The sequence below is a fragment of the Peribacillus suis genome, assembly GCF_059384845.1.
In genome coordinates this window covers 724,291-746,712 of the sequence record NZ_CM182019.1, presented here as the reverse complement: position 1 = coordinate 746,712, position 22,422 = coordinate 724,291, and the positions used below count along the sequence as shown (strand labels likewise).

Annotated in this window: 16 protein-coding genes, 15 tRNA genes, 3 rRNA genes and 1 riboswitch; of the genes, 5 read left to right on the top strand and 29 right to left on the bottom strand. The window is 45.1% G+C overall.

Annotated elements, in window-relative coordinates; translation table 11 throughout:
• Positions 1-181: 181 nt before the first annotated feature.
• The 20 genes from AC503W_RS03650 to AC503W_RS03555 all read right to left on the bottom strand — a co-directional run bounded on the left by AC503W_RS03650 (position 182) and on the right by AC503W_RS03555 (position 8,867).
• Entirely contained in the window at positions 182-1,006 is an 825-nt protein-coding gene (locus AC503W_RS03650; RefSeq protein ID WP_494916089.1) for a methyl-accepting chemotaxis protein, read from the bottom strand.
• Positions 1,007-1,418: 412 nt separating this feature from the next.
• Positions 1,419-1,499, bottom strand: a tRNA-Leu gene (locus AC503W_RS03645).
• A 9-nt stretch (positions 1,500-1,508) separates the two neighbouring features.
• Positions 1,509-1,582: transfer RNA gene (locus AC503W_RS03640), tRNA-Cys, on the bottom strand.
• An 8-nt stretch (positions 1,583-1,590) separates the two neighbouring features.
• A tRNA-Gly gene (locus tag AC503W_RS03635) sits at positions 1,591-1,665 on the bottom strand.
• A 3-nt stretch (positions 1,666-1,668) separates the two neighbouring features.
• Positions 1,669-1,743: transfer RNA gene (locus tag AC503W_RS03630), tRNA-Gln, on the bottom strand.
• 38 nt (positions 1,744-1,781) lie between these two features.
• Positions 1,782-1,857, bottom strand: a tRNA-His gene (locus tag AC503W_RS03625).
• Positions 1,858-1,871: 14 nt separating this feature from the next.
• Positions 1,872-1,945: transfer RNA gene (locus AC503W_RS03620), tRNA-Trp, on the bottom strand.
• Between the two features lie 6 nt (positions 1,946-1,951).
• Positions 1,952-2,035: transfer RNA gene (locus AC503W_RS03615), tRNA-Tyr, on the bottom strand.
• A gap of 12 nt (positions 2,036-2,047) precedes the next feature.
• Positions 2,048-2,123 (bottom strand) — tRNA-Thr (locus AC503W_RS03610).
• 7 nt (positions 2,124-2,130) lie between these two features.
• Positions 2,131-2,206 (bottom strand) — tRNA-Phe (locus tag AC503W_RS03605).
• A gap of 13 nt (positions 2,207-2,219) precedes the next feature.
• Positions 2,220-2,295 (bottom strand) — tRNA-Asp (locus tag AC503W_RS03600).
• Between the two features lie 5 nt (positions 2,296-2,300).
• Positions 2,301-2,374, bottom strand: a tRNA-Met gene (locus AC503W_RS03595).
• Between the two features lie 85 nt (positions 2,375-2,459).
• Positions 2,460-2,535 (bottom strand) — tRNA-Val (locus AC503W_RS03590).
• Positions 2,536-2,550: 15 nt separating this feature from the next.
• Positions 2,551-2,625: transfer RNA gene (locus AC503W_RS03585), tRNA-Glu, on the bottom strand.
• Between the two features lie 10 nt (positions 2,626-2,635).
• Positions 2,636-2,727: transfer RNA gene (locus AC503W_RS03580), tRNA-Ser, on the bottom strand.
• Positions 2,728-2,731: 4 nt separating this feature from the next.
• Positions 2,732-2,806 (bottom strand) — tRNA-Asn (locus AC503W_RS03575).
• Between the two features lie 9 nt (positions 2,807-2,815).
• Positions 2,816-2,931 (bottom strand): 5S ribosomal RNA (gene rrf / locus AC503W_RS03570).
• A gap of 123 nt (positions 2,932-3,054) precedes the next feature.
• Positions 3,055-5,988 (bottom strand): 23S ribosomal RNA (locus tag AC503W_RS03565).
• 173 nt (positions 5,989-6,161) lie between these two features.
• Positions 6,162-7,712, bottom strand: a 16S ribosomal RNA gene (locus tag AC503W_RS03560).
• Together the 16S, 23S and 5S rRNA genes with 15 tRNA genes alongside form the textbook arrangement of a ribosomal RNA operon.
• Positions 7,713-8,003: 291 nt before the next feature.
• Positions 8,004-8,867 carry a nucleotidyltransferase-like protein gene (locus AC503W_RS03555; RefSeq protein WP_494916087.1) on the bottom strand — a complete coding sequence of 288 codons (864 nt, stop codon included), beginning with the start codon at positions 8,865-8,867 and terminating at the stop codon, positions 8,004-8,006.
• Between the two features lie 189 nt (positions 8,868-9,056).
• On the opposite strand from AC503W_RS03555, the gene AC503W_RS03550 reads away from it, so the two are divergent.
• Positions 9,057-9,410, top strand: a complete 354-nt coding sequence (locus AC503W_RS03550) for a YgzB family protein (protein ID WP_402871365.1) — start codon at positions 9,057-9,059, stop codon at positions 9,408-9,410.
• Positions 9,411-9,477: 67 nt separating this feature from the next.
• Here AC503W_RS03550 and perR read toward each other — a convergent pair whose 3' ends face one another.
• The 5 genes from perR to AC503W_RS03525 all read right to left on the bottom strand — a co-directional run bounded on the left by perR (position 9,478) and on the right by AC503W_RS03525 (position 13,232).
• A complete protein-coding gene (perR, locus tag AC503W_RS03545; RefSeq protein WP_402871367.1) occupies positions 9,478-9,921 on the bottom strand; it encodes a peroxide-responsive transcriptional repressor PerR in 444 nt (147 codons plus the stop codon).
• 144 nt (positions 9,922-10,065) lie between these two features.
• The gene (locus AC503W_RS03540; RefSeq protein ID WP_494916084.1) at positions 10,066-11,010 is read right to left on the bottom strand and encodes a D-2-hydroxyacid dehydrogenase; all 945 of its coding nucleotides are present in this window, start codon (positions 11,008-11,010) and stop codon (positions 10,066-10,068) included.
• Positions 11,011-11,155: 145 nt separating this feature from the next.
• Positions 11,156-12,265 carry an aminopeptidase gene (locus AC503W_RS03535; protein WP_494916082.1) on the bottom strand — a complete coding sequence of 370 codons (1,110 nt, stop codon included), beginning with the start codon at positions 12,263-12,265 and terminating at the stop codon, positions 11,156-11,158.
• Positions 12,266-12,276: 11 nt separating this feature from the next.
• Positions 12,277-12,747: a thioredoxin-dependent thiol peroxidase gene (bcp, locus tag AC503W_RS03530; RefSeq protein WP_494916080.1), complete on the bottom strand. Its 471-nt coding sequence runs from the start codon at positions 12,745-12,747 to the stop codon at positions 12,277-12,279.
• 62 nt (positions 12,748-12,809) lie between these two features.
• Complete coding sequence (locus AC503W_RS03525) at positions 12,810-13,232, bottom strand: potassium channel family protein (protein ID WP_402871377.1); 423 nt, start codon at positions 13,230-13,232, stop codon at positions 12,810-12,812.
• 283 nt (positions 13,233-13,515) lie between these two features.
• Positions 13,516-13,713, top strand: a riboswitch (cobalamin riboswitch).
• A 140-nt stretch (positions 13,714-13,853) separates the two neighbouring features.
• Here AC503W_RS03525 and metE point away from each other — a divergent pair.
• Together metE and AC503W_RS03515 are read left to right on the top strand one after the other, a co-directional pair.
• The gene (gene metE, locus AC503W_RS03520; protein ID WP_494916078.1) at positions 13,854-16,160 is read left to right on the top strand and encodes a 5-methyltetrahydropteroyltriglutamate--homocysteine S-methyltransferase; all 2,307 of its coding nucleotides are present in this window, start codon (positions 13,854-13,856) and stop codon (positions 16,158-16,160) included.
• Positions 16,153-16,629 carry an acyl-CoA thioesterase gene (locus AC503W_RS03515; RefSeq protein ID WP_494916076.1) on the top strand — a complete coding sequence of 159 codons (477 nt, stop codon included), beginning with the start codon at positions 16,153-16,155 and terminating at the stop codon, positions 16,627-16,629. Before metE ends, AC503W_RS03515 begins: the two co-directional genes overlap by 8 nt.
• Before the next feature lie 41 nt (positions 16,630-16,670).
• Here AC503W_RS03515 and AC503W_RS03510 read toward each other — a convergent pair whose 3' ends face one another.
• From AC503W_RS03510 to AC503W_RS03500, 3 genes are read right to left on the bottom strand one after another with little or no spacing between them, the layout of a single operon-like run.
• Entirely contained in the window at positions 16,671-17,456 is a 786-nt protein-coding gene (locus AC503W_RS03510; protein ID WP_402871385.1) for an ABC transporter permease, read from the bottom strand.
• A gap of 4 nt (positions 17,457-17,460) precedes the next feature.
• Positions 17,461-18,252, bottom strand: coding sequence for an ABC transporter permease (locus tag AC503W_RS03505; RefSeq protein WP_402871388.1), 792 nt, complete (start codon positions 18,250-18,252; stop codon positions 17,461-17,463).
• Between the two features lie 41 nt (positions 18,253-18,293).
• A complete protein-coding gene (locus tag AC503W_RS03500) occupies positions 18,294-19,301 on the bottom strand; it encodes an ABC transporter ATP-binding protein (protein ID WP_402959292.1) in 1,008 nt (335 codons plus the stop codon).
• A gap of 150 nt (positions 19,302-19,451) precedes the next feature.
• On the opposite strand from AC503W_RS03500, the gene AC503W_RS03495 reads away from it, so the two are divergent.
• The gene (locus tag AC503W_RS03495) at positions 19,452-19,772 is read left to right on the top strand and encodes a hypothetical protein (protein ID WP_402988845.1); all 321 of its coding nucleotides are present in this window, start codon (positions 19,452-19,454) and stop codon (positions 19,770-19,772) included.
• 50 nt (positions 19,773-19,822) lie between these two features.
• On the opposite strand, the gene chbG is transcribed toward AC503W_RS03495, so the two are convergent.
• Positions 19,823-20,569 (bottom strand): chitin disaccharide deacetylase, encoded by a 747-nt coding sequence (gene chbG, locus AC503W_RS03490; protein WP_494916072.1) that lies wholly within the window; start codon positions 20,567-20,569, stop codon positions 19,823-19,825.
• A 218-nt stretch (positions 20,570-20,787) separates the two neighbouring features.
• On the opposite strand from chbG, the gene AC503W_RS03485 reads away from it, so the two are divergent.
• A complete protein-coding gene (locus AC503W_RS03485; protein WP_402959298.1) occupies positions 20,788-22,077 on the top strand; it encodes a glutamate-1-semialdehyde 2,1-aminomutase in 1,290 nt (429 codons plus the stop codon).
• Positions 22,078-22,422: the final 345 nt, after the last annotated feature.

The window sequence follows — 22,422 nt, the reverse complement described above, 5'->3', positions numbered from 1 at the left end:
CAATATTCAGCCCCATGCCCTGATATAGCTCATAGCTTGGAAAACAAAAAAGCCCTATACTAAGAGGGCCAATCTGTAGAGATTTTCAATAACTCCAATATGATATCAAGTAATGATTTCTCTTTATTCACATTTTTTAAAAATTAATAATATTTAGTTTAGGGAAACCTAGCATTCTCATTTATTTAGTCATCCCTTCTAACTTTTCAATCGTCTTATTGAATATGGATTGAGTGTCGATGATTATTTTTTGTAAATCTTCTGTTATCTCACTAACCTTCTCTACGTCTAAAGTAATATTTTCTACATTGGAATTTATATTTTTTATGGCTTTATCAACATTTCCTGCTAATCTTCTAACTTCGTCTGAAACAACTTTAAAACCTCGACCTTGTTCCCCTACTCGAGCTGCTTCGATCGCTGCATTTAAGGCCAATACATTTGTTTGGAAAGAGATGGTTTGTATGATTTTAGATACATCACTTATTAAACCCGTTTGTTTTTTTAGTGACTCCACTGCTTGAATTTTCTCATTGGAATTCTCAACAACGATATTTACTAATTTTTCAGGCATATCTTTTAGCTGAGAAATGATTTTTATTGTGTTGTTTTCACGCTCTGTAATATCTGTTGCGATTTTAAGAACAGCATGGACCTTACCTTCTTCATTTAGGATGGGTATATAGGTGGCTTCGAGCCATAGGAGATTCCCGGTTTTACCGACCCTTTGAATTTTTTCTTGAAACCTTTTTCCATTTTTGAGGGTAACCCATAATGATTCATACTCTCGGGTATTCCTGAATTCCGTTGTACAAAATTGATGATGCTGCATATTTTTCATTTCGTCAATTGTATATCCCAAGGTCATTGCAAAGTTTTCATTTACCCATATTACTTCTCTATTTAGATTGAATTCTATCATTGCTAAATTTGACTCCAGTGCAGCTAAAACGGATGTTTCATCCAATATTTGAGTGCTTATGTTAGTCCTTAAAGAAATCCCCATACCCAAAAACCCCCTGTTTTACTTCTAGTAATAATATTACAGGATAATGGGTAAGAACGCCTATACTGAACTCTTTATTAATTTAAGCATGTCATTAGAAAATTTCAGGGCAAACCGCCTAAGGTTTCAGCCTAATTCAATAAGTATCGTTTACTAAGAGTATTGCTTTTAATGCTTTGTTAAACGGATATAAAAACGTTTTGGTTCAAATCTTTGATAATCCAATTACATAGTAAATCACAAGTAAGGGGAACGGTCTGAAGTAATTGAAGAATGCATAACCTGAATTGAGAATGGACGTATTTCACATCCTTTCTGACGTATAATCTAAATCTCATGTTTATTAAATAAAAAAAAGACCTCAACAGTTAAGTTGAGATCTTTTTTGTATGACATATCTTCGACCGTATGATACCCGAGGCCGGGGTCGAACCGGCACGCCTTGCGGCACTGCATTTTGAGTGCAGCGTGTCTGCCATTCCACCACTCGGGCAAAATTTGTTGGAGGCGGCAACCGGAATTGAACCGGTGATAAAGGTTTTGCAGACCTCTGCCTTACCGCTTGGCTATGCCGCCAACATTTTTGGAGCGAAAGACGGGATTCGAACCCGCGACCCCAACCTTGGCAAGGTTGTATTCTACCACTGAACTACTTTCGCATATGGCTGGGCTAGAAGGGATCGAACCTTCGCATGACGGAATCAAAATCCGTTGCCTTACCGCTTGGCTATAGCCCATTAATGTTATATTCATTATACCATCATTTTATTGAAAATGGGGCGACTGATGGGAATCGAACCCACGAATGCCTGAACCACAATCAGGTGCGTTAACCACTTCGCCACAATCGCCATAACAATAAAATTGGCAGGGGTAGTAGGACTCGAACCCACACCGGAGGTTTTGGAGACCTCTGTTCTACCTTTAAACTATACCCCTGTAAGATGGTGGAGGGGGGCAGATTCGAACTGCCGAACCCGAAGGAGCGGATTTACAGTCCGCCGCGTTTAGCCACTTCGCTACCCCTCCACGGATGAAACATGGTGCCGGCAAGAGGACTTGAACCCCCAACCTACTGATTACAAGTCAGTTGCTCTACCAGTTGAGCTACACCGGCACTACTATGGTGGCTCAGGACGGAATCGAACCGCCGACACAAGGATTTTCAGTCCTTTGCTCTACCGACTGAGCTACTGAGCCAAACAATTAAAAATGGCGGTCCCGACGGGAATCGAACCCGCGATCTCCTGCGTGACAGGCAGGCATGTTAACCGCTACACCACGGGACCATAGATTGCGGGGACAGGATTTGAACCTGCGACCTTCGGGTTATGAGCCCGACGAGCTACCGGACTGCTCCACCCCGCGATAATAATAATGTTACTATATGCCTCAAGTTTTCGTGTTAAGTGTTCCATTCATAAAGAAACAACTTGATGCTTTTTAAAAGAAATGGTGGAGGATGACGGGATCGAACCGCCGACCCTCTGCTTGTAAGGCAGATGCTCTCCCAGCTGAGCTAATCCTCCAATAAGTTATCGAAATGGTGACCCGTACGGGAATCGAACCCGTGTTACCGCCGTGAAAGGGCGGTGTCTTAACCGCTTGACCAACGGGCCAGGTATTAAATGGCGGAGAGCAAGGGATTTGAACCCTTGAGACAGGGTTACCCGTCTACACGATTTCCAATCGTGCTCCTTCGGCCACTCGGACAGCTCTCCAATATGGCTCCGCAGGTAGGACTCGAACCTACGACCGTTCGGTTAACAGCCGAATGCTCTACCACTGAGCTACTGCGGAACAATACAAGCTTGGCGACGTCCTACTCTCACAGGGGGAAACCCCCAACTACCATCGGCGCTGAAGAGCTTAACTGCCGTGTTCGGAATGGGAACGGGTGTGACCTCTTCGCTATCGTCACCAAACATTGTTGGTTAGCATTTTTTCAAGACATCTATTATTATATCATCTTTTTTAAAAAATGCAAGAAGAAATTTTCATTCCTTCAAAACTAGATAATATCAGAAGGTGTTCATCTTTTTAAAGCGTTGGTTAAGTCCTCGATCTATTAGTATCAGTCAGCTCCACATGTCGCCACGCTTCCACCTCTGACCTATCAACCTGATCATCTTTCAGGGATCTTACTAGCTTGCGCCATGGGAAATCTCATCTTGAGGGGGGCTTCATGCTTAGATGCTTTCAGCACTTATCCCTTCCGCACGTAGCTACCCAGCTATGCCTTTGGCAAGACAACTGGTACACCAGCGGTGCGTCCATCCCGGTCCTCTCGTACTAAGGACAGCTCCTCTCAAATTTCCTGCGCCCGCGACGGATAGGGACCGAACTGTCTCACGACGTTCTGAACCCAGCTCGCGTACCGCTTTAATGGGCGAACAGCCCAACCCTTGGGACCGACTACAGCCCCAGGATGCGATGAGCCGACATCGAGGTGCCAAACCTCCCCGTCGATGTGGACTCTTGGGGGAGATAAGCCTGTTATCCCCGGGGTAGCTTTTATCCGTTGAGCGATGGCCCTTCCATGCGGAACCACCGGATCACTAAGCCCGACTTTCGTCCCTGCTCGACTTGTAGGTCTCGCAGTCAAGCTCCCTTGTGCCTTTACACTCTGCGAATGATTTCCAACCATTCTGAGGGAACCTTTGGGCGCCTCCGTTACTCTTTAGGAGGCGACCGCCCCAGTCAAACTGCCCACCTGACACTGTCTCCCACCCCGATAAGGGGCGCGGGTTAGAATTTCAATACAGCCAGGGTAGTATCCCACCAACGCCTCCACCGAAGCTAGCGCTCCGGCTTCTCAGGCTCCTACCTATCCTGTACAAGCTGTAACAAAATTCAATATCAGGCTGCAGTAAAGCTCCACGGGGTCTTTCCGTCCTGTCGCGGGTAACCTGCATCTTCACAGGTACTATAATTTCACCGAGTCTCTCGTTGAGACAGTGCCCAGATCGTTACACCTTTCGTGCGGGTCGGAACTTACCCGACAAGGAATTTCGCTACCTTAGGACCGTTATAGTTACGGCCGCCGTTTACTGGGGCTTCGGTTCAAAGCTTCGCTTGCGCTAACCTCTCCCCTTAACCTTCCAGCACCGGGCAGGTGTCAGCCCCTATACTTCGCCTTGCGGCTTCGCAGAGACCTGTGTTTTTGCTAAACAGTCGCCTGGGCCTATTCACTGCGGCTTTTCTGGGCTATTCACCCTAAAAAGCACCCCTTCTCCCGAAGTTACGGGGTCATTTTGCCGAGTTCCTTAACGAGAGTTCTCTCGCACACCTTAGGATTCTCTCCTCGCCTACCTGTGTCGGTTTGCGGTACGGGCACCTTACATCTCACTAGAGGCTTTTCTTGGCAGTGTGGAATCAGGAACTTCGGTACTATATTTCCCTCGCCATCACAGCTCCGCCTTAATGGAAACGGGATTTGCCTCGTTTCCGGCCTAACTGCTTGGACGCGCATATCCAACAGCGCGCTTACCCTATCCTTCTGCGTCCCCCCATCGTTCAAACGATGTATAGGTGGTACAGGAATATCAACCTGTTGTCCATCGCCTACGCCTTTCGGCCTCGGCTTAGGTCCCGACTAACCCTGAGCGGACGAGCCTTCCTCAGGAAACCTTAGGCATTCGGTGGAAGGGATTCTCACCCTTCTTTCGCTACTCATACCGGCATTCTCACTTCTAAGCGCTCCACCAGTCCTTACGGTCTGACTTCAACGCCCTTAGAACGCTCTCCTACCATCGACACCATACGGTGTCAATCCACAGCTTCGGTGATACGTTTAGCCCCGGTACATTTTCGGCGCGGAGTCACTCGACCAGTGAGCTATTACGCACTCTTTAAATGGTGGCTGCTTCTGAGCCAACATCCTGGTTGTCTAAGCAACTCCACATCCTTTTCCACTTAACGTATACTTTGGGACCTTAGCTGGTGGTCTGGGCTGTTTCCCTTTCGACTACGGATCTTATCACTCGCAGTCTGACTCCCAAGAATAAGTATTTGGCATTCGGAGTTTGACTGAATTCGGTAACCCGTTGGGGGCCCCTAGTCCAATCAGTGCTCTACCTCCAATACTCTCATCTTGAGGCTAGCCCTAAAGCTATTTCGGAGAGAACCAGCTATCTCCAGGTTCGATTGGAATTTCTCCGCTACCCACACCTCATCCCCGCACTTTTCAACGTGCGTGGGTTCGGGCCTCCATTCAGTGTTACCTGAACTTCACCCTGGACATGGGTAGATCACCTGGTTTCGGGTCTACGACCTCATACTCATTCGCCCTATTCAGACTCGCTTTCGCTGCGGCTCCGTCTTATCAACTTAACCTCGCATGAAATCGTAACTCGCCGGTTCATTCTACAAAAGGCACGCCATTACCCATTAACGGGCTTTGACTACTTGTAGGCACACGGTTTCAGGATCTATTTCACTCCCCTTCCGGGGTGCTTTTCACCTTTCCCTCACGGTACTGGTTCACTATCGGTCACTAGGTAGTATTTAGCCTTGGGAGATGGTCCTCCCTGCTTCCGACGGGATTTCTCGTGTCCCGCCGTACTCAGGATCCACTCAGGAGGGAACGAAGTTTCAACTACAGGGTTTTTACCTTCTTTGACGGACCTTTCCAGGTCACTTCATTTACCCCGTTCCTTTGTAACTCCATATTGAGTGTCCTACAACCCCAAGAGGCAAGCCTCTTGGTTTGGGCTACATTCCGTTTCGCTCGCCGCTACTCAGGAAATCGCTATTGCTTTCTCTTCCTCCGGGTACTTAGATGTTTCAGTTCCCCGGGTCTGCCTTCAATACCCTATGTATTCAGGTAGAGATACTGTTCCATTACGAACAGTGGGTTTCCCCATTCGGAAATCTCCGGATCAAAGCTTACTTACAGCTCCCCGAAGCATATCGGTGTTAGTCCCGTCCTTCATCGGCTCCTAGTGCCAAGGCATCCACCGTGCGCCCTTTCTAACTTAACCGTTAAAAAGATCTTACTGATGCTTTGAAAAAAATTAATTGCCTTCTATCTATTATCTAGTTTTCAAGGAACAATGTAGAAAGATCGTCATCACGATGTGATGAGTCCTTCGTGGTTGAATGAATTACTCATTCAAAACTGAACAAAACAAAAGCGCTCTCGTATTATCCTTAGAAAGGAGGTGATCCAGCCGCACCTTCCGATACGGCTACCTTGTTACGACTTCACCCCAATCATCTGTCCCACCTTAGGCGGCTGGCTCCATAAAGGTTACCTCACCGACTTCGGGTGTTACAAACTCTCGTGGTGTGACGGGCGGTGTGTACAAGGCCCGGGAACGTATTCACCGCGGCATGCTGATCCGCGATTACTAGCGATTCCGGCTTCATGCAGGCGAGTTGCAGCCTACAATCCGAACTGAGAATGGCTTTATGGGATTCGCTTACCTTCGCAGGTTTGCAGCCCTTTGTACCATCCATTGTAGCACGTGTGTAGCCCAGGTCATAAGGGGCATGATGATTTGACGTCATCCCCACCTTCCTCCGGTTTGTCACCGGCAGTCACCTTAGAGTGCCCAACTGAATGCTGGCAACTAAGATCAAGGGTTGCGCTCGTTGCGGGACTTAACCCAACATCTCACGACACGAGCTGACGACAACCATGCACCACCTGTCACTCTGTCCCCCGAAGGGGAACGTCCTATCTCTAGGAGTGTCAGAGGATGTCAAGACCTGGTAAGGTTCTTCGCGTTGCTTCGAATTAAACCACATGCTCCACCGCTTGTGCGGGCCCCCGTCAATTCCTTTGAGTTTCAACCTTGCGGTCGTACTCCCCAGGCGGAGTGCTTAATGCGTTAGCTGCAGCACTAAAGGGCGGAAACCCTCTAACACTTAGCACTCATCGTTTACGGCGTGGACTACCAGGGTATCTAATCCTGTTTGCTCCCCACGCTTTCGCGCCTCAGTGTCAGTTACAGACCAGAAAGTCGCCTTCGCCACTGGTGTTCCTCCAAATCTCTACGCATTTCACCGCTACACTTGGAATTCCACTTTCCTCTTCTGCACTCAAGTTCCCCAGTTTCCAATGACCCTCCACGGTTGAGCCGTGGGCTTTCACATCAGACTTAAAGAACCACCTGCGCGCGCTTTACGCCCAATAATTCCGGACAACGCTTGCCACCTACGTATTACCGCGGCTGCTGGCACGTAGTTAGCCGTGGCTTTCTGGTTAGGTACCGTCAAGGTACCAGCAGTTACTCTGGTACTTGTTCTTCCCTAACAACAGAACTTTACGACCCGAAGGCCTTCTTCGTTCACGCGGCGTTGCTCCGTCAGACTTTCGTCCATTGCGGAAGATTCCCTACTGCTGCCTCCCGTAGGAGTCTGGGCCGTGTCTCAGTCCCAGTGTGGCCGATCACCCTCTCAGGTCGGCTACGCATCGTCGCCTTGGTGAGCCATTACCTCACCAACTAGCTAATGCGCCGCGGGCCCATCTATAAGTGACAGCCGAAACCGTCTTTCCATCTTCTCTCATGCGAGAAAAGAACATATCCGGTATTAGCTCCGGTTTCCCGAAGTTATCCCAGTCTTATAGGCAGGTTGCCCACGTGTTACTCACCCGTCCGCCGCTAATCTCAGGGAGCAAGCTCCCATCGATTCGCTCGACTTGCATGTATTAGGCACGCCGCCAGCGTTCGTCCTGAGCCAGGATCAAACTCTCCGAAGAAATGTTTGACTTGCTCATTTTGCTTTTTTTATAGTGTGTGCTCACTCAAAATTTACGTTGGCGCTTTGTTTTGTTCAGTTTTCAAAGAGCAATTTCGTTGTCGTTTACTTCGTAAGCGACTTATACATCTTATCATGTTTTCATCTAAGTTGTCAACATGTTTTTTGATGTTTTTTTATTTCGTAAAGCTTCGTTGAAGCTGCGAAAGCTGATGTCCCGCAGCGACATGTATTAATATAACACCTATATTATTATTGGTCAATACTAAAAATGATTTTTTAGTATATTTTTTTAAACTTTATAAAATCGGTGATAAACATCGTGCCCTTTGGTCTCGACTCTAATGGTATCCACTACTTTCTTTTCAATTAAGTATTCTAAAAGAACGCCTAGATCGATTGAATAATAACTTAGTTCTGGATGCTCCATTAACTCCGCTATGGTCCAAGATCCTTCTCTAGCATTCATTATTTCCAGTAGGTGTTGAGAACCGGCATTGGTACGGGAATAAATAAGGAACTCACTAGCTAGAAAAAGAAGCTCCAACCTTTTCTCCAGGGTTTCTTCACTGCTTATCAGTTCTTCGTACAACTTATATATTTCAGGTTCCATTTGCTTCACTTGATTCCAAACCGTCACCTCTGGATGAAAACCTTGTTCTATTATTTCCAATCGGGCTAGATGATGTAGCGAGTGAACAATATGGTTATAGGCATCCAGATAATGGCCATTCTCAAAAAAGTCTTTTCCATCCCTATACCTACGAATTAACTTGGCAAATTCCATTCCCATCTTCAGCTTTCTTCCATAGAAGGGAAACTCACGGATCTCGGTTTTTAAATGCTCCAGGTATTCATTTCGGTCGAATAAAATCTTCCCATTATAAATCCAATCCACGACTTTTCGATTCGACCCTAATAAAATCCATTCCTTGACTTGCTCTTCTTTTACAACATGTAAAGCCGCTTTCTTATCTTGATAGGTATAGTGCTTTAAAAATACAGGTTCCTCTGCATCATCCACGATGACAAATAGGACATAATCAAACGTATCTGTGATGGGGCTGTTGTGCTCCCTTTTTTCTATTAACAAAATCCCTAGTGTGGACTTCAAACTTGCTCGCTCTTGATAAATCGGGCGAAGGATATCTTCCATTATAAATTCCTCCAAAACCATTTTTCTTTTTACATTCGACAATTCTCTTCAAAAATCCTGTTTTCTGAGCCTAGATGTTCCTTCCTATTTTTCCTCGGGTCAACCATAAGTCATTTGTATCCTTTATTTCTTTTTTGTTCCAACCTTAGTTTATGTTATAGTTAAAGTTATATTTTAGGAGGGTCTAACATGGCTAAATATTCTAGCAAAATCAATAAAATCCGTACGTTTGCTTTAAGTTTGATCTTCGTTGGCTTTATCGTGATGTATATCGGTCTATTCTTTAAGTCGCACCCTATCGTCATGACGCTCTTCATGGGTCTTGGACTTCTATTCATTATCGCAAGCACGGGCGTTTACTTTTGGATTGGGATGCTGTCCACAAAGTCGGTACAGGTTATCTGCCCGAACTGTGGGAAGCCTACGAAAATATTAGGTAGGGTCGATATATGTATGCATTGCAATGAAACGCTGACCCTTGATAAAAAGCTGGAAGGCGAAGAGTTCGACGAAAAATATAATCGCAAAAGCCTGAACGACTGAATGGAATGGATTTTAGTTACAGTGCTTTTGCAACAAAAAAAGTTCCAACCAAGTGGCGGAACTTTTTTTAATGCGCTTCTTTCTTTGCACAATCCGTGCATTCCCCATAGATTTCCATCCGATGGTGACTTACGTTGAATCCGGTGACCTGTGCTGCAAAGTGTTCGACCTCATCCAATGCAGGATAATCGAAGTCGACGATTTTACCACAGCTTTCGCAGATAACATGATAATGATTCGTTGTTACGAAATCAAATCTAGCTGACGAATCGCCATAGGTAAGCTCTTTGACCAATCCCACTTCACGAAACACACGCAGGTTGTTATAAACCGTAGCCACACTCATATTCGGAAACTTGCCTTCTAACGCTTTATAAATATCATCAGCAGTAGGATGCGACATGGAGTCTATCAAATACTCAAGAATTGCATGGCGTTGAGGAGTTATTCTTACACCGGTATCTTTAAGGGAATCCAACGCTTCTTTCAACTGAACTTCAGACACCGTCATCCACCTCTTTTTCTAATTAAGTATGAATTATTACATTGTAATGTTTATAAATAGTGTACTCCCCATAAGCAAGCTTTGTCAATATATCTACACCCTTAGTTTATTCCTCATTCATTTAATTATTTCCTGTTTTTCTAGTTGGTCCTAGTATCCCTTTTTAGGGTCGATGATATTAATGAAATCCTTTCCGTCTTTTAGGTAGACTTTCATGTTTTCCTCAAAGATTGAAAAGGTCCTTGGTAAATATTCGCCGCTTTTGCTTGATAGGTGCGGGGTTACCGTGACCTGCTCCATATTCCAGAATGGGTGGCCCTTCACTAGCGGTTCAGGTTCGAATACATCCAGTATCACACGAGCGAGTTCATGCTCCTGCATGGCCTCTATGAGCACGTCTTCCTTGAACAGATCTCCTCTTCCTATATTCACGAAGACGGCTGTACGTTTCATTGCCTTAAAATGTTCTTTCTTTAACAAATCCTTCGTTTCATCCGTACTAGGCAAGACGCTTACGATATAATCCGCTTTAGGCAATGCTCTCTCAAGCTCCGTAAGGGCGTATAGATGATCGATGTGTTCGACAGCTTTCCCACTACGATTCACTCCGAGGGTCGTCATTCTAAAAGCCTTGGCAAGACGTGCCACTTCCCCTCCAATTGCCCCCGTTCCTAGGATAAGCATCGTTTTTCCATTCAACTCACCTACTTCTATCTTCCGGTCCCAGATTTCTCCCGCTTCATTCTCAATTAGTTGTTTTAATTTCTTTTCATACTGTAAAAGCATGCCGATTGTATATTCAGCCATCGGGATTTTATGGATGCCCCTAGCGTTGGTCACCATGATTCCGCGTTTCTCAATGGCGGCAAAAGGCATTAACTCCAATCCGGCACTCATGACCATGATCCATTTCACGTTCACTGCCTCTTCAATGATTTCATCGGTTAAATCTTCTCCATATGTAATAAGAACTTCGGCCTCTTGGAGCTTTTCATCCGCCCAAGTTTCTTGATAAATGAATGTCAAATCGGGAAATGCTCGTGCCATCTTCTTTTGAATGTCTTCATTCGGAATGATTGTTGAAAATACTAACATGATTATCTCTCCTTTTCTTTACATAAAAAAACACGGGCACTGAATGTCCCGCGCAACTTTCTATGAGGAGGTATTCCCTTACTAAATCATATTCAGGGGTCCTCTATTTGAGTTGGACAAACGCCTCTCCCTATTAAAAAGGGCTTTATTTTAATTGATTTGGATTCAATTCGCATAATTCCCGTGGCACGAATAAACCGTCCTTACGAACCAGTATATCATCAAAGTAGATCGCTCCGCCGCCATATTCGGGTCGCTGGATCAAGACCATGTCCCAATGAGACGATGATTGATTTCCATTATCGGCCTCTTGGTAAGCTTGACCAGTGGCAAGATGGAGGCTACCACTAATCTTCTCATCGAATAGGATATCACCCATCGGTTCCATGATATACGGATTGATTCCCAGGGCGAATTCCCCGATGTACCGGGACCCTTCATCCATATCGAGCAAACGATTCATTTGGTCCGACTGATTGGAAGAAGCTTTCATGATTTTTCCCTTTTTAAATGTAAGGGTTATCCCCTCAAATACCTCTCCTTGATAGGCGGAAGCAGTATTGAAGGAAATCGTGCCATTGACACTGTCTTTTACCGGTGCCGTGAACACTTCACCATCTGGAAGATTGTTTTTACCAGCGCAAATGACAGCGGGGATATTTTTAATGGAAAAAGCCAGGTCAGTCCCCGGCGATATGATCCGGACTTGATCCGTTTGATCCATCAAATCCTTTAGAGGCTTCATGGACTTTTCCATTTTGTGATAATCCAGTGTGCACACGTTTAACAAGAAATCTTCATACTGCTCAAGACTCATGCCGGATTTTTTTGCAGAACCAATGGTCGGATAATTCAGTAGCACCCAGCGCCGGTTATTGACGAAGAACATGGTGGACGTTTTCATGGCATCCTCCTGAAGGCGATATCTCTCATGAGGGACACTCACTCCTCGCCCTTCGTTTCCATCGCCCGATATGATGATGACTGCATCCACATCTTCGTATTTCTTATAATTCCATTTCGATAAGGTATCGAGCTGTTCCTTAACATTCCCTTTTAGCAGATGACTGGTAATTTCGTCATCTTCAAGTTCCGCATAAGGATAGGCCCCCATTCTATAGGCTTCGTCAATCAGTTCCTTCAATAGGGCCTTTGCTGCAACAGGCCCACGGATCAAGACCCGCTCTTTCGCCTGCAGCCTCAGTGAATGATGAATCAGCTGCTTGGCAAGCTTGGTAAGTCGCTCATCCTTCATTAGCCTGTACCTTATTTTTCTAGGTCGCGAAGAGTTTCCAACGCTTCTTCGACGTGGCCCTTTACTTTGACTTTACGCCATTCTTTAACGATCATTCCTTCCTTATCAATCAGGAAAGTCGAACGCTCAATGCCCATGTATTCCTTACCGAAGTTCTTTTTCAATTTCCATACGCCATATAATTCAGCGGCTTCTTGCTTTTCATCAGCAAGCAACAGGAAAGGCAACCCATGTTTTTCAATGAATTTTTCATGACGTGTTACCGGGTCCGGGCTAATGCCTATGATGACAGCATCAAGCTCTTCGAATTGTTCAATAGCATCACGGAAATCACAAGCCTCCGTCGTGCAACCGGGTGTCATGTCTTTTGGGTAAAAATATAATACAACGTGTTTACCCTTGAATCCTGATAGGGTAACTTGTTCTCCGTTGTTTGCTGGCAGTTGAAAGTCTGGTGCTTTTTCTCCAATTTTGACCGTCATTCTAAACCCTCCATTTCTTTCATCATGGTAAGCGTACCCAATAATTGAAAGAAACACAACTTTCATTTCTTGTTCTTTCTTTCCTTCTGTTCAAAATCGATGACAGCCCTGATCACAAATGCCGCAGGAAGCGTATAGCCAATGAATGCTTGGATTGTCGCGATCATCCGGCCAATGCCGATTGGGGAAATATCCCCGTATCCGACGGAGAACATCGTCATCGCACTAAAATAAAATGAAGTCTTCAGCTGCTCGGAAAAGGTCCCATCCAAGCGATTGCCCATATCAAGAATCACCGAATGATTCTGAAGCTCGTATAATAAATAAATCAGTGCAAAACCGACTAATAATGTCGCATATAAATTGCCGAGCCACAGCATATCTTCAAGAGAAAACTTCTTTGCCTCCGACTCAGAAAGAAATAAGGTCCGAATGCTCATCACCATGCAAAAGATAATCCCCACAATCAAAATATAAAAGGTCATCCCCCACGCCTCATTTCAAAAACAACCCACTTCCCTTATACATACTCTTTTGCGAGTCAATATATGCTCGTTTTAGGGGTCAGACCCTATTTCCCAGCTGCTGCACCATCTAGGGAAACATAGATACAGCATGGGATCTCGTGCCACATGGTGGGGGTCAGACCCCATTTCCCGACTTTTTCCTTGTTGACCCATTTGGTCGGGGTATGCTAAGATGGGTTAAGTTTTTATAATATTTTGTAAATTTTAGTGTCCGTGTTTATCCGGACGGAGTTTTTTATGAAATTCATATGTGGAGATAGGTTCCTAAGTTTTTAGGATTAAAAGGGAAGTCCGGTGTAATTCCGGCACGGTCCCGCCACTGTAATGGGAATGTATAGCGCTTTTGTTTGATGCCACTGATCCTTTTGGATTGGGAAGGCTTTTAGCGCTAAGTAAGAGTTCCCTGAGTCAGGAGACCTGCCTATTTCGACAACACTGTTTTAACCTACGGGAGATAGGGAAGTGTTAGGGACCTTATAATGGTAAGGGGTATTTTCGTGCCCCTTTAATTTGAGCATTTCTAACTTTCTCTTTTGACGGTTAGGGGTGCTTTTTTTGTTGTTATTTCATTAAAAGGAGATGGATGTGTTGAAAAGTAGTAATATAGGGTACCCACGAATCGGTGAGGATCGTGAATGGAAACGTACATTAGAGGCCTATTGGGCTGGAACATTAAACGAAACGGAATTCACGGCGCAATTGGAAGCGATCCGTTTAGGCAACTTGCAAAAACAAAGAGATCAAGGCATCAATATCATCCCGGTCAACGACTTTACGTTATATGACCAAATGCTCGATATGTCCGTCATGTTCGGCCTGGTGCCAGAACGCTATTCGGCTTATAAAGGCGGCATGGTCCCCCTTTCCGTTTATTATTCAATGGCCCGTGGGAACAAGGATGAAGTCGCTTCTGAAATGACGAAATGGTTCAATACAAATTATCATTATATCGTTCCAGAGCTAAAACAATCCCAGCTTACGTTGACAGAAAACAAGCCGCTTGCCGCTTACCGTGAAGCCAAGGAAAAACTAGGAATCGATACGAAGCCGGTTATAGTCGGACCTTACACATTCATTTCTTTGTCAAAAGGCTATGATAAAAAAGATCTTCCGGCCATCATCCTGAGCCTGTTGCCTTTATACACAAAAATTTTGCGAGAGCTGGAACAAGAAGGCGTGAAGTGGGTGCAGATTGATGAACCTTCCCTTGTTTCTTCCCTTTCCAAAGACGAGATGAAAACTGTTACATACCTGTATGAAAAATTGAACGAAGCTGTCCCCAACCTGAACATCATGCTGCAAACATATTTTGATGCTGTAGAGCACTACCAAGAAGTGATTGACTTGCCCGTTCAAGGAATTGGCCTTGATTTGGTCCATGACAAAGGAAAAAATCTCAGCAATCTTCAAACAGTCGGCTTTCCAAAAGATAAAATACTTGGGGCCGGTGTGATTGATGGGAAAAACATTTGGCTTTCTGACTTGACGAAAAAAATCGGGTTGGTCGAGTCCATTACGAAACACGTATCCGAAGATCGGATTTGGATTCAACCTTCCTGCTCCCTGCTACACGTTCCAGTGACGGTTCGAAACGAGACAGAACTGGCCAGCAAAGTGAAAGAAGCCCTTGCCTTTGCTGATGAGAAACTAGAAGAAATCACGCTTTTGGTCAGAGGGCACAACGAAGGTCTAGAATCAATCGAAGAAAAGGTGGCGGCAAACAAAGCTGCATGGCAGACCTTAAAGAATTCAAAGGCCAGAAACCATAAAGACGTGCAAGCCGCTGTCGAACAGGCTAAGCAGCAAACCCATGGCCGTACCCTGCCATTTAAACAGCGCTATCAAAAACAACAGGAGTATTTCAACCTACCCTTCCTTCCAACCACTACAATTGGAAGCTTTCCGCAGACCGCGGAAGTTAAACAGGCCCGCGGGAAATTCAAACGCGGTGAATGGACGGCTGATCAATATGAAGCATTCGTGAACGAGGAGATTGGTAGATGGATTGATATCCAGGAGGAAATCGGCTTGGACGTCCTTGTGCACGGGGAGTTTGAACGGACCGATATGGTCGAGTTTTTCGGCCATAAATTGGGTGGATTCGTCTTCCTTGAAAAAGGCTGGGTTCAATCTTACGGCTCCCGCTGTGTCAAACCTCCCGTTATCTATGGAGATGTCCATTTCATCGATCCGATGACGGTCAAAGAAAGTGTGTATGCACAAGCCTTGACGAAAAAAACGGTGAAGGGAATGCTGACCGGTCCTGTTACGATTCTGAACTGGTCGTTCGTCCGTGACGATATTTCACGGGAAAATATCTGCTATCAATTGGCATTGGCCTTGAAACAAGAAGTAGAGGCACTGGAATCAGCAGGGATCAAAATGATCCAAGTCGATGAACCAGCCCTGCGTGAAGGCCTTCCATTGAAAAAAAGCGACCGAGATGAGTACTTAAACTGGGCGGTCCATTCATTCCTGATTTCCACTTCGAGCGTCGAAGACACAACACAAATTCACACCCATATGTGCTATTGTGATTTCAATAGCTTCATGGATGTCATCTCTTCCCTGGACGCTGATGTGATTTCCATTGAAACGTCCCGCAGCCACGGCGAGCTCGCTTCCGCATTCGAGGAGAAAACATATGAAAAAGGAATCGGCCTTGGTGTGTATGATATTCATAGCCCTCGCGTTCCTGCAGTGGAAGAAATGGTCGATATGATCGAACGTGGCATCAAGGTACTGGATAAAGACCAATTTTGGATTAACCCGGACTGTGGCCTGAAAACAAGGGGCGTTCCAGAAACCGTCGCTTCACTGAAAAATATGGTCGAAGCCGCAACGGTTGTCCGGAATAAGCTATTGGTCCAACAGGAAAATGACTGATTTAACAACAGGCATTCCCGTTCAACAGTCACGGACGTTTTTAACGGACCTCGTTTTTCCACCTGATACGAACCATCACAATACCATCTTTGGTGGAAAAGTGATGGCGTATGTGGATAAAATCGCCTGCATTGCAGCGATGCGCCACTGCCGGAAACCGGTCGTAACCGCTTCAAGCGACTCCTTTGACTTCCTGGCCCCCATTAAGACCGGGGATGCTATCAATTTGGAAGCCTATGTCACCTGTGCCCATCGAACGTCAATGGAGGTATTCGTAAAAGTAGAACGGGAGAACCTGTTGACTGGCGAAAAGCAACTCACCGCCCGCGCTTTTTTAACGATGCTTGCGATAGACGAAGATGGAAAGCCCATACCGGTTCCACAGGTCCAACCGGAAACGGAAGAAGAAAAGCGGCAGTACGTCCAAGCACAAGCTAGATATACCGAGAGAAAAAACAAACGCATATAAGCAAAAAAATCCCTTCAACAAAATTGTTGAAGGGATTTTTTTTAGTTTCCTGCTCCGCGGTACCTTTTCACACCCTGATTCCAAATGAAGATCGAGATCATGAAAAAGACGACCCCTATAACAGGTGTGGCGAATGCATACGCGTACCACTCTTCTTTTCTAAGAAAATAGGAAGCGGGATACACACCGACAAAGGCAAACGGCAGCACCCAAGTCAGAACAAAGCGGATGACCTTGTTATAAATATCAACCGGATAGCGCCCGTAGTTCCCGATGTTGTACATCATCGGCATGATGGACGTTTTGGCATCAGACCAGAAGCCGATGCTTGCAATCGCAACAAAGATGGCGGCATACGCGAGTGCCCCGCCGATTGCAAAGATGATGAAGAGAATCGGGTCATACCAAGTTAGTTCCAGGTTTAACGAAACACCGGAATAGAAGATGATAATCAAACCGGTCACGACACCAAATAATGATTCAAGCTCAATCCGCTCTAAGATGACTTGAAACAGGCTGTGAATCGGCCTTGTTAAAATCCGGTCCATCTCCCCTTTGACGATGTAGCGATCGTTGAAATCCCAGATGTTGAAAAAGGATGAAAATAGCGCAAACGGGATAAGGAAAAAACCGTATATGAAAATGATTTCATCCCGGCTCCACCCGCTTAGGAACTCCGTATGTCCGAAGACCACTAAGATAAACACCAGATTCACGACTTGGTTCAACAAATCAGAAAGAATCTCGATGACGAAATCAGCCCGGTACTGCAATCTCGTTTTCATATATTGACTCACATATTGAAAAAACATTGATACGTAGAACATCCCATCAACCTCCCTGAATAATCAGCTGTTTTTTTGCGACTATCCATAAAACCTGGATGGGGATAACGAGAATGATGACCCAGATCAATTGCTGTAAAAGAGCCATGCCGATGTCTCCCGTTCCGTATCCATTTGTGAAAATCATACTCGGGACATAGCTGATTCCTTGAAACGGCAGAAACTTCATGATGTCCTGTGCCCAGATTGGATAAAAGCTGATAGGCAATAACAAGCCTGAAAACAAATCAACAATGACACGTTTTGCCCGGATCAATCCAGCATTATTATATAAGAAAAATGTCGTGATTCCCGTTAGCAAATTGATTTGCGTATTGATGATGAAGCTGAATAACAGGGAAATTCCGAAAAGCCCCCATGTTGCCGGTTCATTTGGCAAATGGATGGGGAAAATGATGGCGACGAGCAGCATACCTGGTATGGAGAAGAAAAAGAAACGGAAAATCCCCTCACCCAGGCCTTGCATCGTCTTCATTCCTAAATAGTTATAAGGTCGAATCATCTCGATTGCGACCTTGCCGTCCTTGATCTCATCGGCAATCTCACGGTCAATATTATTGAAATAAAAGGCACGCGCCATCCAGGCAACCGCCACATAGGTGGTCATCTGCATGCTGGATAGCCCTTCAATGGAACTTTTTTCTCCATATATCGCATTCCACAAGAAATAATAAGCACCAATATTGATGCTATAAATTAAAATACCGGTATAATAATCGGTTCGATACGCAAGCATCATCAAAAAACGCATGCGAATCATGGCAAGATACTTTCCCATGGTCCTCTCCCTTCTTGGTAGACACACTTTTTCTGAAAGAGTCAGACCGTGCCTTCTTCATAAATATTACGAACAATCTCTTCGATGGACGTTTCATGGATTTTGACGTCCTTGATTTTAAAATGTGAAACGACAGCGGCGACAAGTTGTGAAATATGATCACTTTCCTCTTTTAACACGGCTATGTATGCATGATTCTTTTCATCGTGCTCCCAATTGACATGAAAGGATAGCGGTAAGGATTGCAGTTCATTCAGTTCGACAGGTTCGATGAATTGGAAGTGGACCTGTTTTTCCTCTGCCCAATTATCTTTCAGGCTTTGCAATTCCCCATCATAAATGATTTGACCTTCATCAAGCATGATCACCCGCTCGCACAAGGCCTCGATATCCCCCAAGTCATGCGTGGTCAGAAGGATGGTCGTGTTGTATCTTTCATTGATTTCCTTCAGAAACTCACGGATTTTCATTTTCACTAACACGTCAAGACCGATCGTCGGCTCATCCAGGAAAAGCAACGGTGGATTGTGTATCAAGGCAGCAGCCAGTTCACAACGCATCCGCTGGCCAAGGGACAGCTTACGCACCGGCTTATCGAGTAACGGCCCGATATCCAACGTCTTGATTACATGTGCCATATGATCGTTATATTGTTCATCAGACACCTTATATACTTTTTTCAGCAGCCGGAAGGATTCTTGGACGGCGATATCCCACCAAAGCTGCGAGCGTTGCCCGAAGACGACCCCGATGGTCTGGGTGAACTTTTCCCGTTCTTTATGCGGATTCATGCCATTGACCATGATATCACCGGACGTCGGCTCCAAAATCCCCGTCAGCATTTTGATCGTCGTCGACTTGCCTGCCCCATTTTCCCCGATATACGCTACCATCTCACCCTTTTTTACAGTAAAATTGATATCGTTGACAGCAGGCACGATTTTATAATTTCTTGTAAGTAAGTCGCGGAAGGCCCCTTTTAATCCGGAACGGCTTGAAACCGACTTGAATTCCTTCCGTAATTGATTAACCTGAATTGCATTGCTCATTATGTTATTTTCCTCCATATTCCTTGTCCTAATCAAATAGTTTAGCCAACCTCAGCTTTTTAAACAATAAAAATGCCTGGATTCAGGATATCCTGGGTTGGGCGAATTTCAACGATGTATGTATTACCTATAAAAAGGAGACTAATCGCTATGAATATAAAAAAGTTATTGCTCACGCAAATCGAAAAAATCGTACTGGAATTACGGTATGATTTCTTGTACGAGGACGAATACGACCAACTATTGTGCCAGATCGTCCAAAGGGATTCGTCCGGCTCCATCGAAAATACCCCACTAAGCTTTCATTTACATATTAATGAAGAAAAAGGAACAGGACACGCAACCTACTACCAGGCCCAAGGCGAAATCAAACGCCAAACCTTCAACATCGAAAACCCAAGCACCATCCTAGATATAATGTCCTTCATAAGTGAAACTTTGGGGTCAGACCCCATTTCCCAAACGAAATAATTCATCCAAAAAGCTGTACCATCAAGGGTTACCGCTCTTTGTATTGGGGGTCAGACCCTATTTCCCAGCTCTTTATAGGAGACTAATTCGATGTCACGCGCGGCTATGGCTTTTTGGATCAATGGGTCTGTCAGGATGGCCATTTCCTTTACACGTGGCAGGGCGTAGGAACTTCCGTTTAGTATCGATTCGTCTATATACCCGGGATGGCACATGATTTCGACTGTCTCGGAAGTTAGACTTGTATCCAAGATATCAACTAAATGATCTGTCGTCAGGTCCGATCCAAAGAAATCTGTTATCAAGCCCTCTGTCCTTTTCACCTCTTGATAACCATGAAGTGCCCCATCCAATTTCCGAACCGGCAAGCTATGCGCTTTCGCTATCTTTTCAACGATGGGATAAACCTTCTCCAAGCCGTGAACATGGTGATGGCTATCAATGTGACTCGGTTTCATCCCCAATGATAGGAATCTCTCCATCTGGCTGTTCAATTCTTTTTCTATATCCGCAGGTTCAGCAAACTTATGCATATCCCCGCGTTGATGAAACGCACCATCCTCCCTCACCAGTGAAGGAACATCACTTCTCACTGGATAGCCGCAGGTCAAAACCAAGTGAATCCCCACGCCAAGATTCGGATTTTCCTTAGCCAGCCCTGCCGCATGCTCGGCACCCGGCATATTGGCCATCAAAGTTGCCGACGTCACGACACCATTCTGAAAACATTCTATAATCCCCAAATTAATTCCCTTACAATACCCAAAATCATCTGCATTAATAATCAACTTCGTCATCCTTATCCCCCTCCCATTCCCCTTACCTACTACTATGAATATACCAGACCATGGGGGTCAGACCCTATTTCCCAAACAAAATAAAAAGCATGGAAGCTTGGTATATATGGGGTTCGGTCAGCTTGTTTGGGGGTCAGGCCCCATTTCCCAGGGATTTTAAAGTGGAAAAGTGCTATGATTAGGAGTGATTATGTTTGTATTTTTAGGAGGTTTTTAGATTGGATTTTACTAATTCGGAAATTATACATAAAGAGGCGTTGGAGCATATCGTCGGTGGGGTTAATAGTCCTTCCCGTTCTTATAAAGCCGTGGGCGGCGGTTCGCCGGTGGCCATGGATCATGCCAAAGGAGCTTATTTCTGGGATGTTGATGGCAACAAGTATATCGATTATTTGGCGGCATACGGCCCGATCATCACAGGTCATGCACACCCCCATATCACAAAGGCGATCACAAAGGCTGCAGAAACAGGTGTTTTATACGGTACGCCTACAAAGCATGAAGTCACCTTTGCCAAGATGTTAAAAGAGGCGATGCCTGGCCTTGATAAAGTCCGTTTCACCAATTCTGGTACGGAATCCGTCATGTCCACCATCCGCGTAGCCCGCGCTTACACGGGACGCGATAAAATCATCAAGTTTGCCGGCTGCTATCACGGTCACTCCGACCTTGTGTTGGTTGCTGCAGGTTCTGGTCCTTCCACACTTGGAACACCGGATTCCGCTGGTGTCCCTAAAAGTATTGCACAGGAAGTCATCACGGTTCCTTTCAATGATATCGAGCCATTCAAAGAGGCCCTGAAAAAATGGGGCAACGAAATTGCCGGCGTCCTGGTGGAACCGATCGTCGGCAACTTCGGCATCGTCGAACCGCACCCTGGATTCCTGGAAGATGTGATTTCCTTATCTCATGAAGCTGGAGCACTCGTCATCTTTGATGAAGTCATCACTGCATTCCGCTTCATGTACGGTGGGGCTCAGGACTTACTTGGCGTTCAACCCGATTTAACCGCTCTTGGAAAAATCATCGGTGGGGGTCTTCCAATCGGTGCTTATGGCGGCAAAAAAGAAATCATGGATACGGTCGCACCATTAGGACCTGCATATCAAGCAGGAACGATGGCCGGAAACCCTGCTTCCATGCTATCCGGTATCGCTTGCTTGGAAGTGTTGAAGGAAGAAGGCGTTTACGACGAGCTTGATCGCTTAGGGAAGCTCCTTGAAGACGGCATCCTTAAAGCCGCTCGTCAATATAATGTACCTATTACCATCAACCGCCTAAAAGGTGCTTTGACGATCTATTTCACTACAGAAACAATCGAAAACTACGAGCAAGCTGAAAATACGGACGGCGAAATGTTCGGTAAATTCTTCAAGCTGATGCTTAATCAAGGAATCAACTTGGCACCATCCAAATATGAAGCCTGGTTCTTGACAACGGCCCATACGGATGAAGATATCGCTTATACTTTAAAAGCGGTTGAACATGCATTCAAGAACTTGATTTAAGCTAGACAAAAGAATAAATATGCACCAATCATTCAACCCCAAGATGGATATCCATCTTGGGGTTTTCTCATATCGGCTAAATAAAACTTTCAAATTGGCTTTCACGGAGTTTTTTCTAAATAACACACTCTTCCACCCTATCCAATATACTGTATAAAAAATTGATTTCTGAATATTTAAATGATATGATACCAATACATTTATATCCATTTATTCTATTTTATATCATTCAGTTAAAAAGCTTGAACAGTTGTTTAAGTTTACTAATATGAACGTTTCATAAAATCAAAAGCCACAGGGGGTGAACGGCAGCAAATAAGGGTTATCCTTATTGACGCCAAACAT

Excerpts from the sequence above, each read along its gene's own strand:
- bcp (WP_494916080.1), bottom strand. The coding sequence starts at position 12,747 with ATGACGGTCAAAATTGGAGAAAAAGCACCAGACTTTCAACTGCCAGCA.
- metE (WP_494916078.1), top strand. The coding sequence starts at position 13,854 with ATGGATGTGTTGAAAAGTAGTAATATAGGGTACCCACGAATCGGTGAG.
- AC503W_RS03535 (WP_494916082.1), bottom strand. The coding sequence starts at position 12,265 with ATGAAGGATGAGCGACTTACCAAGCTTGCCAAGCAGCTGATTCATCAT.
- AC503W_RS03525 (WP_402871377.1), bottom strand. The coding sequence starts at position 13,232 with ATGACCTTTTATATTTTGATTGTGGGGATTATCTTTTGCATGGTGATG.
- AC503W_RS03540 (WP_494916084.1), bottom strand. The coding sequence starts at position 11,010 with ATGTTAGTATTTTCAACAATCATTCCGAATGAAGACATTCAAAAGAAG.
- AC503W_RS03515 (WP_494916076.1), top strand. The coding sequence starts at position 16,153 with ATGACTGATTTAACAACAGGCATTCCCGTTCAACAGTCACGGACGTTT.
- AC503W_RS03500 (WP_402959292.1), bottom strand. The coding sequence starts at position 19,301 with ATGAGCAATGCAATTCAGGTTAATCAATTACGGAAGGAATTCAAGTCG.
- AC503W_RS03550 (WP_402871365.1), top strand. The coding sequence starts at position 9,057 with ATGGCTAAATATTCTAGCAAAATCAATAAAATCCGTACGTTTGCTTTA.
- chbG (WP_494916072.1), bottom strand. The coding sequence starts at position 20,569 with ATGACGAAGTTGATTATTAATGCAGATGATTTTGGGTATTGTAAGGGA.
- AC503W_RS03650 (WP_494916089.1), bottom strand. The coding sequence starts at position 1,006 with ATGGGGATTTCTTTAAGGACTAACATAAGCACTCAAATATTGGATGAA.
- AC503W_RS03555 (WP_494916087.1), bottom strand. The coding sequence starts at position 8,867 with ATGGAAGATATCCTTCGCCCGATTTATCAAGAGCGAGCAAGTTTGAAG.
- AC503W_RS03495 (WP_402988845.1), top strand. The coding sequence starts at position 19,452 with ATGAATATAAAAAAGTTATTGCTCACGCAAATCGAAAAAATCGTACTG.
- AC503W_RS03505 (WP_402871388.1), bottom strand. The coding sequence starts at position 18,252 with ATGGGAAAGTATCTTGCCATGATTCGCATGCGTTTTTTGATGATGCTT.
- perR (WP_402871367.1), bottom strand. The coding sequence starts at position 9,921 with ATGACGGTGTCTGAAGTTCAGTTGAAAGAAGCGTTGGATTCCCTTAAA.
- AC503W_RS03510 (WP_402871385.1), bottom strand. The coding sequence starts at position 17,456 with ATGTTCTACGTATCAATGTTTTTTCAATATGTGAGTCAATATATGAAA.